Annotated in this window: 18 protein-coding genes; 17 read left to right on the top strand and 1 reads right to left on the bottom strand. The window is 34.7% G+C overall.

All coding sequences use genetic code 11. The features are described 5' to 3' along the window. The first annotated feature begins 21 nt into the window (after positions 1-21). The gene (locus tag MSM_RS05140) at positions 22-942 is read left to right on the top strand and encodes a methanogenesis marker 7 protein (RefSeq protein ID WP_011954238.1); all 921 of its coding nucleotides are present in this window, start codon (positions 22-24) and stop codon (positions 940-942) included. A 14-nt stretch (positions 943-956) separates the two neighbouring features. On the opposite strand, the gene mmp10 is transcribed toward MSM_RS05140, so the two are convergent. Further along, on the bottom strand, positions 957-2,204 hold the full coding sequence (gene mmp10, locus MSM_RS05135) for a methyl coenzyme M reductase-arginine methyltransferase Mmp10 (protein ID WP_004035810.1): 1,248 nt from the start codon (positions 2,202-2,204) through the stop codon (positions 957-959). Between the two features lie 589 nt (positions 2,205-2,793). Between mmp10 and mcrB the strand changes: the two genes are divergently transcribed. From mcrB to MSM_RS05055, 16 genes are all read left to right on the top strand, one after another. Continuing rightward, positions 2,794-4,125, top strand: coding sequence for a coenzyme-B sulfoethylthiotransferase subunit beta (gene mcrB, locus MSM_RS05130; RefSeq protein ID WP_011954237.1), 1,332 nt, complete (start codon positions 2,794-2,796; stop codon positions 4,123-4,125). Positions 4,126-4,153: 28 nt separating this feature from the next. Next, positions 4,154-4,621, top strand: a complete 468-nt coding sequence (gene mcrD / locus MSM_RS05125; RefSeq protein ID WP_004032915.1) for a methyl-coenzyme M reductase operon protein D — start codon at positions 4,154-4,156, stop codon at positions 4,619-4,621. Then, a complete protein-coding gene (mcrC, locus tag MSM_RS05120; RefSeq protein WP_004035805.1) occupies positions 4,611-5,222 on the top strand; it encodes a methyl-coenzyme M reductase I operon protein C in 612 nt (203 codons plus the stop codon). Before mcrD ends, mcrC begins: the two co-directional genes overlap by 11 nt. A 2-nt stretch (positions 5,223-5,224) precedes the next feature. After that, a complete protein-coding gene (mcrG, locus tag MSM_RS05115; RefSeq protein ID WP_004035804.1) occupies positions 5,225-5,986 on the top strand; it encodes a coenzyme-B sulfoethylthiotransferase subunit gamma in 762 nt (253 codons plus the stop codon). A 2-nt stretch (positions 5,987-5,988) separates the two neighbouring features. Then, positions 5,989-7,644 (top strand): coenzyme-B sulfoethylthiotransferase subunit alpha, encoded by a 1,656-nt coding sequence (gene mcrA / locus MSM_RS05110; RefSeq protein ID WP_011954235.1) that lies wholly within the window; start codon positions 5,989-5,991, stop codon positions 7,642-7,644. Positions 7,645-7,860: 216 nt separating this feature from the next. Further along, complete coding sequence (gene mtrE / locus MSM_RS05105) at positions 7,861-8,775, top strand: tetrahydromethanopterin S-methyltransferase subunit E (RefSeq protein WP_004032919.1); 915 nt, start codon at positions 7,861-7,863, stop codon at positions 8,773-8,775. Between the two features lie 13 nt (positions 8,776-8,788). Further along, complete coding sequence (mtrD, locus tag MSM_RS05100; RefSeq protein WP_011954234.1) at positions 8,789-9,490, top strand: tetrahydromethanopterin S-methyltransferase subunit D; 702 nt, start codon at positions 8,789-8,791, stop codon at positions 9,488-9,490. Between the two features lies 1 nt (position 9,491). Next, on the top strand, positions 9,492-10,304 hold the full coding sequence (mtrC, locus tag MSM_RS05095; protein WP_011954233.1) for a tetrahydromethanopterin S-methyltransferase subunit MtrC: 813 nt from the start codon (positions 9,492-9,494) through the stop codon (positions 10,302-10,304). Positions 10,305-10,320: 16 nt separating this feature from the next. Next, a complete protein-coding gene (locus MSM_RS05090) occupies positions 10,321-10,650 on the top strand; it encodes a tetrahydromethanopterin S-methyltransferase subunit B (RefSeq protein WP_011954232.1) in 330 nt (109 codons plus the stop codon). Further along, positions 10,651-11,367: a tetrahydromethanopterin S-methyltransferase subunit A gene (mtrA, locus tag MSM_RS05085; protein WP_011954231.1), complete on the top strand. Its 717-nt coding sequence runs from the start codon at positions 10,651-10,653 to the stop codon at positions 11,365-11,367. It begins immediately after the preceding gene. A 12-nt stretch (positions 11,368-11,379) separates the two neighbouring features. Then, positions 11,380-11,586 (top strand): tetrahydromethanopterin S-methyltransferase subunit F, encoded by a 207-nt coding sequence (locus MSM_RS05080; RefSeq protein WP_004032924.1) that lies wholly within the window; start codon positions 11,380-11,382, stop codon positions 11,584-11,586. A 12-nt stretch (positions 11,587-11,598) separates the two neighbouring features. Then, on the top strand, positions 11,599-11,844 hold the full coding sequence (mtrG, locus tag MSM_RS05075; protein ID WP_004032925.1) for a tetrahydromethanopterin S-methyltransferase subunit MtrG: 246 nt from the start codon (positions 11,599-11,601) through the stop codon (positions 11,842-11,844). Between the two features lie 12 nt (positions 11,845-11,856). After that, a complete protein-coding gene (gene mtrH / locus MSM_RS05070) occupies positions 11,857-12,795 on the top strand; it encodes a tetrahydromethanopterin S-methyltransferase subunit H (protein ID WP_004032926.1) in 939 nt (312 codons plus the stop codon). 160 nt (positions 12,796-12,955) lie between these two features. Beyond that, positions 12,956-14,425 (top strand): methanogenesis marker 14 protein, encoded by a 1,470-nt coding sequence (locus MSM_RS05065; RefSeq protein ID WP_011954230.1) that lies wholly within the window; start codon positions 12,956-12,958, stop codon positions 14,423-14,425. A 21-nt stretch (positions 14,426-14,446) separates the two neighbouring features. Then, positions 14,447-15,064 (top strand): GTP--adenosylcobinamide-phosphate guanylyltransferase, encoded by a 618-nt coding sequence (locus tag MSM_RS05060; RefSeq protein WP_011954229.1) that lies wholly within the window; start codon positions 14,447-14,449, stop codon positions 15,062-15,064. A gap of 61 nt (positions 15,065-15,125) precedes the next feature. After that, positions 15,126-15,392, top strand: coding sequence for a PRC-barrel domain-containing protein (locus MSM_RS05055; RefSeq protein ID WP_011954228.1), 267 nt, complete (start codon positions 15,126-15,128; stop codon positions 15,390-15,392). Positions 15,393-15,420 lie beyond the last annotated feature (28 nt).

Here is a 15,420-nt window from a genome sequence, read left to right as displayed (position 1 = left end):
ATTATATAAGGGATTTTTTAGATGTATGAAACATTAACATATACTGGTGGAGTTCACAAAAGTGAAGAAGTCAAGGAACTTATTGAAGATTTAGGAGGTTTCATCCTTCAGGAAAACATTTTACAAATGGAATTGGTTTTAAATTTACCTATTCCTTTAGAAGATGTTGATGTTATTAAAAATAAGGCTAAAGAATTGCTTGCTAAGGTAACAGTAGCTCCAATGGCAGGTTCTGAAATAGCTATTGTATCTCCAACACTTGCAAGACATCACCTGCCTCATGCAGCATGTGATATTTCTGAGTATTTGCGTGAATTTGGTGCTAAAGACAATATGATTGGATTGGCCAGAGGAGATGGGAAAGGAACTTCAGGAATCACTGAAGAAGAAAAAAGCTTAATTGAAGAACATGATGTGGCTGTTTTTGCATTAGGCAGTTTTAAAAATTGTATTCAAGAAAAATCCTTTTTATATGATGACATTAATGTTCCTGTTATTGTAACTGGAGCTCCAGAAATTCCAATTGAAGAACTTCCAGGTGCTGATGCATATGTTGGTGGGCTTGGCAGGATTCCAAGAAGACTTAAAAGAGGTCCAGATATAAGAGCTCTTAATAATTTAGTGGATACAATTGAAACAATTTTAAATAATAAAAAAAGAGAAATGGCATTGGATCCGCCACTTGTACCATCTATTGTAGTTAAAAATGCTATTGAAAATCAGGTTCCAGCTATTGAAGATATCATATCTCCAGCACCTATTACAGTGCAGCTTGATGGAGTCAGGGTAAAATTAAATTATGATAAATATCATGAACTAATTGAAAATGTAGTTATAGAAGGTAAAAAATTATCCGACTTGGCTGAAATTAAAAAGTCTTTCATGTATGATTATATCTTAGTAAAAATCCACACTGAAAGTTCCCTTATTGATGATTCTTAAATCATCTACTTTTTTTATATTCTCATTCCAAAGAAGTTAATGGCATCAACCAAATCATTAAATTGTGTTAATTCTTCTTCAATAACATTTTCGTCTGTTTTATCAAAGCTGAGTTCACCATCTATTGTTAAAGTATCCGGGCCGCGGCCAACAATACGTTCTACACCGTCAGCACTTAGAATTCTCTCAGCATCTAATTGATGAACAAAGGCACGTCCTGGAATAATAACTGCCTGTTTCACTTCACTTAAATCAATTTGTTCCAGGTCTTCTTTTGTAATTAAACAAGCTATTTCTTTTGGAACTCCGATTACATTTACATTATCTGCATCTATTTTATCAAATATTTTACTTATAAATGGTGCAGCTATTTTAGATGTAATTATGGTAGCTTCTCCGGTCACTTTTTTAATAAATTGTAAAAATATTTCATTTTCATCTTTAGCTATTGCAAATGGGCCGCCAGTTTCAGGATCACATAATGGAGTGCCTGTTACTCTGAAATTATATTCTTTATTAATTTCTTCAACTAACTGACCAAATTCTTCAACAGGCTGTGATTCAATTCCTTTAAGAATAGGTTCATTTCCTAAAATTAATCCCTCATTGAAGGTGTTTGCAAATCTCATCAAGATAAATCCTTTAGCACCCCATTCTTCCAAGGTATTGCAGGTTTGTCTAAGTACATCACCGTCATTAACTCCAGGAATTATTACTCCTGCTCCTGTTAAATCAGCATTTTCACAAAAGATTTGACAAGCTTTTAGAGCTTCTTCAGGTTTTTTGTCTTTTACCCATTCTCTCCTAAGTTTAGGGTCTGTTGAAAAAACAGTAAATGTAACTTCATCGACACCATTATTAATTAATCTGGAAGCTATTTCACTTTCAGTAATGCCTTTTCCACAGGTATAACCTAAATGGGATTTAAGTGAAAACTGATTTAAATTAGCTGTTAAATTTTCAAGATAGGGATAGCAGCTAACATCTCCTCCTCCGCTAATATTTACTTTAATGTCGTTTTCTCTAAAATTAGGTTGCATCATCAAAGCATTTTGAACTTCAGTAATTACTTCAAATGGAGATCTAAATTCACTTTGTGAGTCGGTTATTCCCTTACTACATCTGTCACAGCCAATTTTATTAGGTAAGCAGTGAGCACAGCCAAATGCTTTAACTTCTTTTACCTTTCTGAAGTAACAGTACTTACAAAAACCGTTACAATCTTTTCCAGGAATTCCTCCAACATCTGCTACAACTTGCATAATATTTTTATTATGTTTTTAGTATTATATAAACTAATTCAGTATTATTTTTACCATTTTTTATAATAATTTTATTTTTCTGAATTGTTGATTATTTTACAGTATTTTTGATAAAATATGTTTGTTTGTTTAAAAAATTTGTCATTTCTTGTATTAAATTTATTAATTTTTATATTATTGGAGCTTTTATTTGATATATTTTTTTAAATTTTGATTTAACACGGAATTTAAAGTAATTATTGTATAATAATAGTTGTCTAATAATTTTTGATAATAATATCAAGTTTATTTTTTTAAATATGGTTTTTAATTGCTTTATTATTGAAATAAATATTCAGATATCTTATGTTTAAAGTATTACTTTTGTAATTATTGTTCTTAAGTTTTTAGGAACTCTTATAGTTTATAAAGTTTTCTAAATTATTCCATTGGTAATGTTTATATTATATCTTAATTAAAATAAGAACTGTATACCATATGGTTAGCTATTCTACAAAATTATTGTGTATAGCTTTATCCAATTTTGTGTGAAAATTTCACTCAAATATAGGTGGTATATTAAATACTCTATTTAATTAGGAGGGAAAAAATGGCAAAGTTTGATGATAAAGTCGATTTATACGACGATAGAGGCTCATTAGTTGTATCTGATGTTCCAATCGAAGCTTTAAGTCCACTCAGGAACACTGCTATTCAAAACATCGTTAAAGGTGTAAAAAGAACTGTTGCAGTAAACTTAGAAGGTCTTGAAAAATCTGTCAAAACTGGTTCAGTCGGTGGAGACAAATCCAAAATATTAGGAAGGGAATTAGATATTGATATTGTAGCAAATGCGGGTGCAATTGCAGAAAAAATGAAAGAAATGATACAAATTTCTGAAGATGATGATACTAAAGTTGAACCTATTTCCGGAGGTAAAAGATTATTAGTACAAGTTCCATCTAAAAGAATTGATGTTGCTGCAGAATACTCTGTTGCTCCATTATCTACCGCAACTTCATTAGTACAAGCTATTATTGATGTATGTGACGTAAGTATCTATGATGCAAACTTCGTAAAAGCTGCAGTATTAGGTAGATGCCCACAATCTGTAGATTACAAAGGATCCAACATTGCTACTATGTTAGACATTCCACAAAAACTCGAAGGTGCAGGTTATGCATTAAGAGGTGTTAAAGCAAATGATTTTGCTGCTGCTACCTTAAAAAACACTTTCCAAGCTACTGCTTTAGCATCTATTTTCGAACAAACTGCTATGTTTGAAATGGGTGATGCTATTGGTGCATACGAAAGATTACACTTATTAGGTTTAGCTTACCAAGGTATGAATGCTGACAATATGGTTTTAGATTTAGTAAAAGATAATGCAAAAGAAGGTACTGTTGGTAGTGTTGTAAATGGAACTATCGCTAGAGCTGAAGCTGACGGAGTTATTGCTCCTCAAAAAGACTTAACCGATTTCTCAATTTATAACACTGATGACGCAGCTTTATGGAACGCATATGCTGCTGCTGGTGCTGCTGCTGCTGTTATGGTAAACATTGGTGCTGCTCGTGCTGCTCAAGGTATTCCATCCACTTTATTATACTTCAATGATAACATTGAATTTGCTACTGGTTTACCAAGTATTGACTACGGTAGAGCAGAAGGTGTAGCTGTAGGATTCTCTTTCTTCAGTCACTCTATCTACGGTGGAGGAGGCCCTGGTCTCTTTAACGGTAACCACGTTGTAACCAGACACAGTAAAGGATTCTGTATCCCTTGTGTAGCTGCTGCTATGTCCTTAGATGCAGGAACACAACTCTTTTCACCAGAAGCAACTTCTGGTTTAATTAAAGAAGTATACAGTCAAGTTGATGAATTTAGAGAACCTCTCAAATATGTTGCTTTAGCAGCTGATGATATTAAAGGTGACATCTAATTAATTTAATATTTAAATCTAATTTTTCATGGACGGCAAAAAAATGGATATTGAAATATTCCCATACCGAGTGCTTGGAAGTGACACAACAGAAAAGTTGTTAAATGACATCGAATCACTTGAAGATGTTAAAAGGACTGTAATTCATGGTCCGAGATTTCCAAAAACTGAAGAAACTTTACCGCCACAATATAGAGAACGTAGAGTGATTAACATTAATGGCGAAGATGTTGTTCTTAAAGTTAAAACTGGTAGAATTTTTGTTGAATTGACAATGGAGTCTACAGTTAAAAAAATTGAAGAAATCTGCAAGAAACATATTCCTTTTGGTTTTGATATTAATCAAGACAAAACAAATTACATCAGAAAGGAAAGAACAGTTTCTGATAGAATTAAATATGGTGATGCAGATTTACCTGATGAATTAATTGGAATGACTGATCAATATTCAAGTTTTGAAGATCATGTAAATATTGTTAGAAAGGATGACTTTTAAAATGATTGGAAGATGTACTCACGTAGTTGATTGCAGAGCAACAGGTGGTATGGGCAAAGGTGGAGGTCTTGCACAAAGAGGCACATTTGCTGAATGTGGGGCTGAAGTTTTAGCTGTTGCTATGTCTCCAGGACGTAGACATATTACTAAACCTGTTTGTGAAATCACTTTTGGATTACGTGAATCCAATGTTTTGACTAGTACAATGGTATTAAATGCAGGTGCAGGTGTTCCTCATGATGCTCCAGCTTCTGGTGGTACATTATTTGGTCTCACTGATAAGGAAGTGGAACAAATGAGTAATTTTAAATTACTTGTTATTCATTTAGGAGGAGTTAAAAATCATTTAATCTACAAAGCTAGATTGATTTTAAGGAATGTAAACAAGCCTTGTATTATCATTTGTGAATCTCCAGTTGACTGTGAAGATTTTGCCAAAATTGGTGTAAAAACTTCTAAAGTCATGCCATCTGAAGAGGATGTTAAAACAGAAGGACACATTGTTGATATTGTTAGTGGAGTTATTCGCGGAGAAACAATCTCACAGGAAAAATTAGATGAAATTATTAGAAAAGTTAAATTAGCATTAGGAGATGCATAATTATGGCACAAATTTATCCAGGTACTTCTCAGGTTGCTCAAAACAGAAGAAACTTTTGTAATCCAGATTACGAGTTAGAAAAGTTAAGAGAAATCTCTGATGAAGACGTAGTAAAAATATTAGGTCACAGAGCTCCAGGTGAAGAATACAAAAGTGTTCACCCACCATTAGATGAAATGGATGAGCCTGATGACATTGTAAGAGAATTAGTTACCCCTATTGCAGGTGCAAAAGCAGGGGACAGGATTAGATACATCCAATTTGTAGACTCAATGTACTTCGCACCAGCTCAACCTTACTTAAGAGCAAGGTCTTATTTAAACAGATTCAGAGGAATTGATACTGGTACTTTATCCGGAAGACAAGTTATCGAAGCTAGGGAAAGAGATATTGAACGTATTTCCAAATACCTCTTAGAAACCGAATACTTTGATACTGCAAGAACTGGTATTAGAGGTGCAGGTGTACACGGTCACTCTTTAAGGTTAGACGAAAATGGTTTAATGTTTGATATGCTTAGAAGACAAGTATTCAACAAAGAAACTGGTAACGTTGAAATGGTAAGAGACCAAATCGGTGTAGACTTAGACGAACCAGTAGTATTAGGTGAACCATTAGATGAAGAAACCTTAAAATCAAAAACCACAATTTACAGAATTGATGGTGAAGCATACAAAGATGATACTGAAGCTGTTGAAGTGTTAAAAAACATTCACGTATCCAGATCATTTGGTGCATTCAATCCAGTTAAAGGATGGGATTAAGTATGGCAGATAAAAAATTCTTAGATGCAATGAAAAACAAATTCAGTGAAGGTCCAACTGATAAAAGAACCACTTTCTATAACATGGGCGGTTGGAAACAATCTGAAAGAAAAAGCGCATTCGTAAAAGAAGGTAAAGAAATCGCTGAAAAAAGAGGAATTCCAATGTACAACCCAGACATTGGTACTCCTTTAGGTCAAAGGGCTTTAATGTCTTACCAATTATCTACTACTGATACTTATGTAGAAGGTGACGATTTACACTTCATTAACAACGCAGCTATCCAACAAGCTTGGGACGATATTAGAAGAACTGTAATTGTAGGTTTAAATACTGCTCACAACGTTCTTGAAAAAAGGTTAGGTATTGAAGTAACTCCTGAAACAATCACTGAATACTTAGAAACTGTAAACCACGCAATGCCTGGTGCAGCAGTAGTTCAAGAACACATGGTAGAAACTGACCCATTAGTAGTACAAGACAGTTATGTTAAAGTATTTACTGGTGACGATGAATTAGCTGATGAAATTGATTCAGCATTCGTTTTAGACATCAACAAAGAGTTCAATGAAGAACAAGCAGCAGCTTTAAAAGAAGAAGTTGGTGGAAGTGTATGGCAAGCTGTAAGAATTCCTGCTATCGTAGGAAGAGTTTGTGACGGAGGTACTACCTCAAGATGGTCTGCAATGCAAATTGGTATGTCAATGATTTCTGCATACAACCAATGTGCTGGTGAAGGAGCTACTGGTGACTTCGCATACGCATCCAAACACGCAGAAGTTATTCACATGGGTACTTACTTACCTGTAAGAAGAGCAAGAGCAGAAAACGAGTTAGGTGGAGTTCCATTTGGTTTCATGGCAGATATCTGTCAATCTTCCAGAGTAAATGCTGACGACCCAGTACGTTCAACCTTAGATGTAGTAGCTTTAGGTGCTGCATTATACGACCAAATTTGGTTAGGTTCTTACATGTCTGGTGGTGTAGGATTCACTCAATATGCTACTGCAGCATATACTGATGATGTATTAGATGACTTCACTTACTATGGTAAAGATTACGTAGAAGACAAATATGGTGGATTAACTGAAGCACCTAATAACATGGACACTGTTCTTGATGTAGGTTCTGAAGTTTCATTCTACGCATTAGAACAATACGAAGAATACCCAGCTTTACTTGAAACTCACTTCGGTGGATCTCAAAGGGCTTCTGTTATTTCAGCGGCAGCTGGTTGTTCCACTGCATTCGCTACTGGTAATGCTCAAACTGGTTTAAGTGCATGGTACTTAGGTATGTACTTACACAAAGAACAACATTCCAGATTAGGTTTCTACGGATACGATTTACAAGATCAATGTGGTGCAGCTAACGTATTCTCCATCAGAAATGATGAAGGTTTACCACTCGAAATGAGAGGACCAAACTACCCTAACTACGCAATGAACGTAGGTCACCAAGGTGAATACGCTGGTATCGCTCAAGCTCCTCACGCAGCTCGTGGAGATGCTTGGTCTTTCAACCCATTAGTTAAAATCGCATTTGCTGATAAAAACTTAGTATTCGACTTCAGTAAACCTCGTGAAGAATTTGCTAAAGGTGCATTAAGAGAGTTCGAACCATCCGGTGAAAGAACTGTCATCACCCCAGCAAAATAAATTTGAAACAAATAGGTTAAATAGGTGATTTTTCATCTATTTATTCCTTAAATTTAAGTATACCTTAAAATTTTTTAGTAAAACATTTATATTAATATTGAAAAAAAGTTAAGTATCAATAGAAAATTCTATTGGTATCATTTAATTGATTTTTATATGGAATAAAAATCGCAATTTATCGCATATATTCTATTGAATATATCTCACGTTTATTAAATGATCAATTTAATAAAAAATATGGAGGAAAAAATTATGGACCCTGTAACATTAGGTGTTGTCGCATTAATGGGTGCAGTTGCAACTATTGGTGGAGCTGCTGAGGATTTAGAATCTGATATCGGTTCTCAAAGTAACCCAAACTCTCAAGTTCAACTTGCTCCGCAAATGGGACATTTACACCGTATGATAAACAAAGCGGCTTCTGGTGAACCGGTCGCTTATGGTGTTTGGTGTGGTGTTGCTGGATCTATTGCATATGTATTAATTATGTTAGGTTTCGTACCTATTATTTCAATTGCAATGGGATCTTGTGTCGCTGCTTTTGTTCACGCTATTTATACTGTCACATCCCATATGGGTAGGATTGTTGGTCAATCTCAATTTGAACAGCCATTATTTATGGATGTGTTAACTCAATCTTTAGGACCTATTGTTGGTCACGGATTTATAACTAGCTTTTGTATTGTTGGAATTTCATATTTAATGATTATCCCATTAAACGGTACTACATTACATGTATTCCCATTACCACTCTTAGCAGTACTTTGGGGTATTGCTCTTGGAGCTATCGGTTCTTCAACTGGGGATGTTCATTACGGTGCTGAAAGTGAATATCAAAAGTTCGAATTTGGTGGAGGAACTCCTGTAGCTATTCAAGGAGATATTGTTACTAATGCTCCTATGGGTGCAAAAAACTCTATGGATGTAGTAAACTTCTGTGCTAAATTTGGTGGACCTTTAACCGGTTTCTGTTTTGGTCTTGTAGTATTCTTTAGTTTTTGGAATACTGTTGTATTCGGAATTTATGGTGGTTTAGTCGTTGGTTTCATCATTGTCATTTTATTAATTATTATGAATGACAGATTAGAAGTATTTGCAAGAAACCGTTACGGACCATATGAGGAAGATTAAGGAGGTTTCGATTATGGATCCAATTTTTGTAATTTTATTCGTCGCTATAGGCGGAGTTATGATTGGTGCAGGTGTGCACTTTATTCCTGTAGGGGGAGCTCCTGCAGCTATGGCAACCGCTACTGGTGTAGGTACTGGTACCGCTATGTTAGCTGCTGGTGCAGGTTTAACAGGTCTTATTACTGCTGCAACTATGACTGGTGAGCCATGGTTTGTAGTAGGTATTGGTGGTGCAATAGGTGCTATGATTATGATGGGTATTACTATGCTCATTGCTAATTTCATATATGTATATGGTGTAGGTATTGTTCCTGCAGCATCTAAAGTGCCTGTTGATATAATTACCAAACGTAATCAAGAAAAGTATAAAACTCCGGGTACTGAAGGACACGGTGTACCTACTACTTGTTTTATTAGTGGTCTTATAGGTGGTCTCTTTGGAGGATTTGGTGGTGGATTAGTATACTATGCTATTGATGCTGCTGTTCAAAAATCTACTTACTTCACTGACCCTGCTATTAGTATAGGTTTAGCTGCTATATTAGGTGTAGGTGTGTTCTTTATTAATTCGGTTATTGCTTCTTATAACATTGGTGGTACTATTGAAGGTATGCACGATCCTAAATTTAAAAGGATTGGTAGAGGAGCATTATCTTGTGCTATTGCATCTATAGTAGTTGGAGTATTTTGTGTATTATTAACTGGAGGTATTTAAAATGTCTGCTGGTGGAAGTGCTGATGGTGCTGTCAGTTCAATAAACAATAATCATTTATTGATTTTAGGAATTATTGGTGGATTAGTAGGAATTTATTTATGTAGTATCAATGATGTTATTGGTCCAGTTATTGCAGGTCTCGGTTCAGTATGTGCTACTGTATGGGGAGCTAATGCTATACGTAGTGTAGCTAGTTACGGTTTAGGTACTGGTGTACCTTCTATTGGTTACATGACATTATCTATTGGTATTATCGGTTCTTTAGCAGGTCTTGCTGTAGGTCTTATATACCCACAATTTAACATGCTAGGACCTGTATTTGGTTTAATATTTTCAATGATTATCGGTGCTGTTGTTGCATTAATCGCTACTAAAATTATTGGTATGAAAATCCCAATTATGGTAAGATGTACTGTTGAAATTGCTGGAGCAGGTGCTTTATCTGTTTTATGTTTATCTGCTGCTGTAACTGGTGCTTTTGATGCAAATTCCATTTGTGAATATGTTGTAGCTCCAGGATTTATCGCAGTATTCTTTATAATGTGTACTATGGCAATTCAACATCCATTCAACGCATGTTTAGGTCCAAATGAAGATCAAGTAAGGACTCTTAAATGTGCTGCATCTACTGGATTCTTATCTATGATTATTACTGGTCTTTTATCCAGTATTACTGGCGGATTCGGATGGTTTGCTGTTCTTATCGTTGGATTAATTGGATGGGTCATTTCATTCAGATTATTTGTTCAAGCTTCATGCGATGCTGCAGCTTCAGTTAAATGGGCTGGATTATGGCCTAAATTAGAGGAATAAATGGAAGGTTTTATGTATGGCTCAAATGTTACCTATGATTCAAATTGTACCTAATATGAATTTGGCTCTTGACCCTGTTTCCGGAGTTATTGGTGCATCTTTAGGTGAAGGTGTTATTCTCCTCTCTATGGATGAAATAAACAATGAAGTAACTAAACTTCAAGGTGCTGCAGATGAATTAGTCAGTTCTTTAGATCCTTATACTAGTCCTGCAGGAGCTTATCCTGGAAGGGAAGGTTCATATGTTACTGCTGGTATGTTAACAAACATAGTTTATGGATTTGTCTTGGCTATAATTATCATATTCGCAGCTTTACCTATTTTAATTAAATTGGGGGTTTTATAGATGGCTGATAAAAAAGAACCAGCAGCTGGCTGGCCGGTTATTAGTGGAGACTACATTGTAGGGGATCCTGAAAGTCCTGTTGCAGTAACAACATTAGCTTCACATATTGAAGCAGAACTTTCTGGAGCAGCAATCGCAGGTCCATGTAAAACAGAAAATTTAGGTGTAGAAAAAGTTGTTGCAAACATTATATCTAATCCTAATATCCGTTTCTTAATTTTAGCTGGTGCTGAAGTACAAGGACATATTACAGGTCAATCTTTCAAAGCATTACACGAAAACGGTGCTGACCCTGATAAAAAGAAAATTATTGGAGCAACTGGAGCAATTCCTTTTGTTGAAAATGTTCCTTTAGACGGGGTTGAAAGATTCCAACAACAATTAGAAATAATTGATTTAATTGACACTGAGGATGTCGGTGCAATTCAAGCTAAAATTAACGAATGTGTTGAAAAAGACCCTGGTGCTTTTGAAGAAGAAGCTATGGTAATTTCCGTTGAAGGTGACGACGGAGAAGAAGATGACGGCGAAGAAATGAAAGTTGTTTCTGCAGAAACTGCTTTAATTGAAGCAAGAATGAGAAATATCAATACTAAAATAGATATGGTAGGATCAATTCAAAGAAACCTTGCAGGTAATTATGCTGGTAAAGTGCAAGGAATCATGATTGGTTTAGCATTCTCTTTAGTAATTGGAGCTTTATTCTTACTATTTTAAGGAGGCATGAATATGGTACAAATTTCTAATAAACCTAATATTAGTGGTATTAAAGATGTTTCAGAAGATGCTGAATACAGCTCAAAACTTCTTGCAAGGGAAGGTAAACTTTTTGCAGGTTTAATCACAACTAGATTCAAAGGATTTGCTATTGGTATTGTTTTAGCAGTTCTTTTACTTGTTGTCATTCCAGCTATTGCAAAATTATGTGGATGTTAGAGGTGTTTATTTATGAGTGAAAAAGAAAATAATTCAATACCTCAAGTAATGGTTTCACCCGATGATTTCAAAGACATTGTTGAAAAATTAAACGATGCTGAAGAAAAAGTTGATTTTACTGTGGGGGAATATTATCAACGTTTAGGCCAACAAACAGGTAGGGATGTTGGTATTTTATATGGTATGATAATAGGTTTAATGATTTTAGTAGTAGCTATGAAATATAATGTATTTGCTATGATAACTACTATGTTTTAGGAGGATTGCGTAATGTTTAGATTTGATAAAGAGCAAGTCGTATTTGACTTTGCTGGTGTAAAAATGGGAGGTCAACCAGGGGAATATCCTACTGTATTAGCAGGTACTATTTTCTACGGTGGACACAATATTATTAGTGATGAATTGACAGGTGATTTTGATAAAAGTAGAGCAGAAACTTTAGTTAATGACATGGTTGAAATGTCTGATGTAACTGGTAACCCATGTATTGTACAAGTTTTCGGTCAAACTGAAGAAGCTATTGTAAAATACATCGAGTACATTGGTGACATCTGTGATAAACCATTCCTTATAGATTCTACTTCCGGTGATGCTAGAGTTGCTGGTGCACAATATGCTGATGAAGTTGGCTTAACTGAAAGGGCTATTTACAACTCCATTAACATGGCTGCAGATAAATCTGAATTAGATGCTCTTGCAGAAACTGATATTTCCGCTTCTATCATCTTAGGTTTCAACCCAATGAATGCTACCGTTGACGGTAAAATGGCTATGTGGGAAAACGGAGACGATGGAGCTTACGAAAAAGGTTTACTTGAAGTAGCTGCTGATTGTGGTATCGACAAGTTCATGATGGATACTGCAGTTACTCCATTAGGACAAGGTGCAGGTATTGCTGCAAAAACCACTTTTGCAGAAAAAGCTAAATGGGGATACCCAGTAGGTTCCGGTATTCACAATGTACCTTCCGCTTGGGATTGGTTAAGAGACTACAAAAAAGCTGGAAACAAAACTGCTTACACTGTTTGTGATATTGGTGCAAACATTGTTCAAGTTATGACTGGTGGAGACTTCGTTCTCTTTGGACCTATCGATAACGCTAAAATAGCATTCCCTGCTGTAGCACAAACCGATATGTTCATTGCAGAAGCAGCTGCTGACTTCGGTACTGAAGCTGTTGAAGATCACCCAATCAACAAATTAGTATAGATTAGTTTATTCTAATCTATTCTCCAACTTTTTTTTATATTCATTTAATAAGTTTAAAAAGATATTACTCACTTTTTTTCAAATTCATTTAATAAGATTTATATTATTATAAAAAGATATTATTAACTAACTTTTAATACAGTTTATTGAGGTTTGAATAATGTCTTTTTTAGGTAAAATTTTTAATAAAGGTCCTAAACCTATAATAGCTAAGTCTCATGAAGGAAATTTAGATTCTTTAAGGGCTAATAGGGCTGGACCGCAAAGTCCTGGTGCTGTTAAAAAGCCAGATGTTTTTTATGTAACTGCTTCTGTAGAGTTAGGTAACACTACAACCAAATGTATTGTTATGGCTACTAATTTAAATACTAGTGAATGTTATCTGCTCAATAAAACAGTGAAAATGACTAGAGATATTCGTCCGCCTAAACCTAATGAAGAAGTTTTTGGTAAAACTGTTTGGGGTATTGAACTTTCAAAAGAAGCTGTTGCTGATTTAATTAAAGATACTGTTTTGGAATCTTTAAAAAAAGCTCATGTTGATAAAGATAATGATTTGGATTTTGTAGTTAGATCTACTGGTGTAACAGCAGGTTTTGCTACTGCTGAAGAAGCAGGCCAATTAGTTATTGCATTAGCTGACGGCTGTTTGGATGCAGGCATCCCACCAAGAAAAATGTCTCCGGCTATGAGTGTTTCCCAACTTCCTGAAAGATTGCAAAAACATTCTCTTTTAAATAATGTAATGTTTGACGGTGCTGTAGTTAGTGTTGTTCCTCCTAAAGGTAAGGAAACTGTTGCAAATGAAATGGAAGGGGAACTTGTTACTGCAGGTATTAAGTTAGGTGCTAAATGGACAGATGTTGATTATAGAAACCCATGTATTTCTCTTGATTTCGGATCAACATTAGCTGGCCGTATTGTCAATGATAATCAGCCTTATGCAAATACTGTAGGTAATTTTTTAGGTTTGGCTGGTGTAGTTAGCGATTCTCTAGCTAGAGGTTCTGGTGAAATCGATAAAAATAATGGTGCTGCTTTAGATTTGTATTCTGATAAGTTGATTAAAAAAGCCAATACTAAAAAAGCTCAGGCTAATGCTGAGGAAGCTCATAAATTAATTGATATTCGTAAAGTTCCTATGGATGTAGATAGATTTGGTACTGTCCCATTAGATCCTGTCGCTTCTGAAAATGCAGGTACAACTTTAATTGGTTGTGATGTAGGTGTTAATGGTGATAAATTAGAAGATTTAATGGATCTTGGAGCTAAATTCTATGACAGAGATGGTCTTCCAACATTATTGTCTACTATGGATTATGTAAGTACTAAAATTGTTACACGTGTTTTAGATGTTGCATTTAAGGAAAATGTTGTTACTCCAGGTTCTGCATTAGGTATTACTGGAAGAGCAGGTATTACTGGACGTAAACCACAGCTTATTTTAGAAGCGGTTCAGGATAAGTTTGATAAGGTCGTATTTGTTGAAGACGGTTTGGCTTTAGGTTCAGCTATTATGGCTCGCTGTATGAATTCTATGGGAACTCAAAAATCACCTATTGGAGGCTGCCAAGGTCAGAAATGTATTCTCGGTAAGAGGATGAAATTGCAGGGCAGCAAATATGCATAATTGATTCTAAAGGTTTTTGTCATGATTTATGCTATTGTTATGGCTGGAGGTAGGGGAACTCGTCTAAAAGTTGATGTTGAAAAACCTCTATTTAAATTACATGGCAAACCTTTAATTAAATATGTTCTTGATAATATTTCTTCATCTAAATTAGTTGAAGATGTTGTTATTGCCGTAAGCCCCCATACTCAGGAAACAACCAAATATTTAAAATCATTAAATGGCAATTTTCAAATTTTAAATACTTCTGGAATTGACTATTTAAATGATTTATCTTATATTTTAACTCTTTTTGAGTCCAAATCAAAAAAGGACACATTATTGTTTATTAATGCTGATTTGCCGTTTGTCAGTGGTGAAACTATTGATTTTATACTGACTAACTATTTGGAATCCAGTAAAGATTCACTGTCTGCACAGGTTCCGGTTGAAATTTTTAAAAAATTAGATTTGAAGTATTCTTATGAATTTAATGGTGCGGTACCTTCTGGTGTGAATGTTTTAAGAAGTATTAATGAAATTCAGGATGAAGATCAGCTTATTTTGCCCAAAATTGAATTGGCATTAAATATTAATACTCTTAAAGACAGTATCGTTGCTGAAAAATTTTATCAGGCTTTCATTAATAAAACTATTTAAATTTAAATATGATGAAATTAAAATATTTTATATAATTAATGAAAATTTATCAGGTGATGTGATGGAAAACAAACAAATTCCTAAAAGAGAAGAAAAGTTATGGAGCGAAATTAAGAATTATCAGGTAGCTACCAACAATGCTCGTATTCTTGGTGTCTTGGATGAATTAATTATCAACGAAAAAACTGGAAAAATTGTTGATATTGCTATTAGGGTGGAAAGCGGTCGTAATATTCATGTTAAAGGTGCTAAAAGAAATGGAGATATATTATTAGTTCCTTTTGCTAAAGTAGAAAAAGTCGGTGAATTCATTATTGTAACTGAATAATATTTTCAGTTACTTGACTATTTTTTTT

This window comes from Methanobrevibacter smithii ATCC 35061 (genome assembly GCF_000016525.1).
GTDB lineage: Archaea > Methanobacteriota > Methanobacteria > Methanobacteriales > Methanobacteriaceae > Methanocatella > Methanocatella smithii.
The sequence above is the reverse complement of the archived record's forward strand: the minus strand, read 5'-3'. Positions and strand labels throughout refer to the sequence as shown.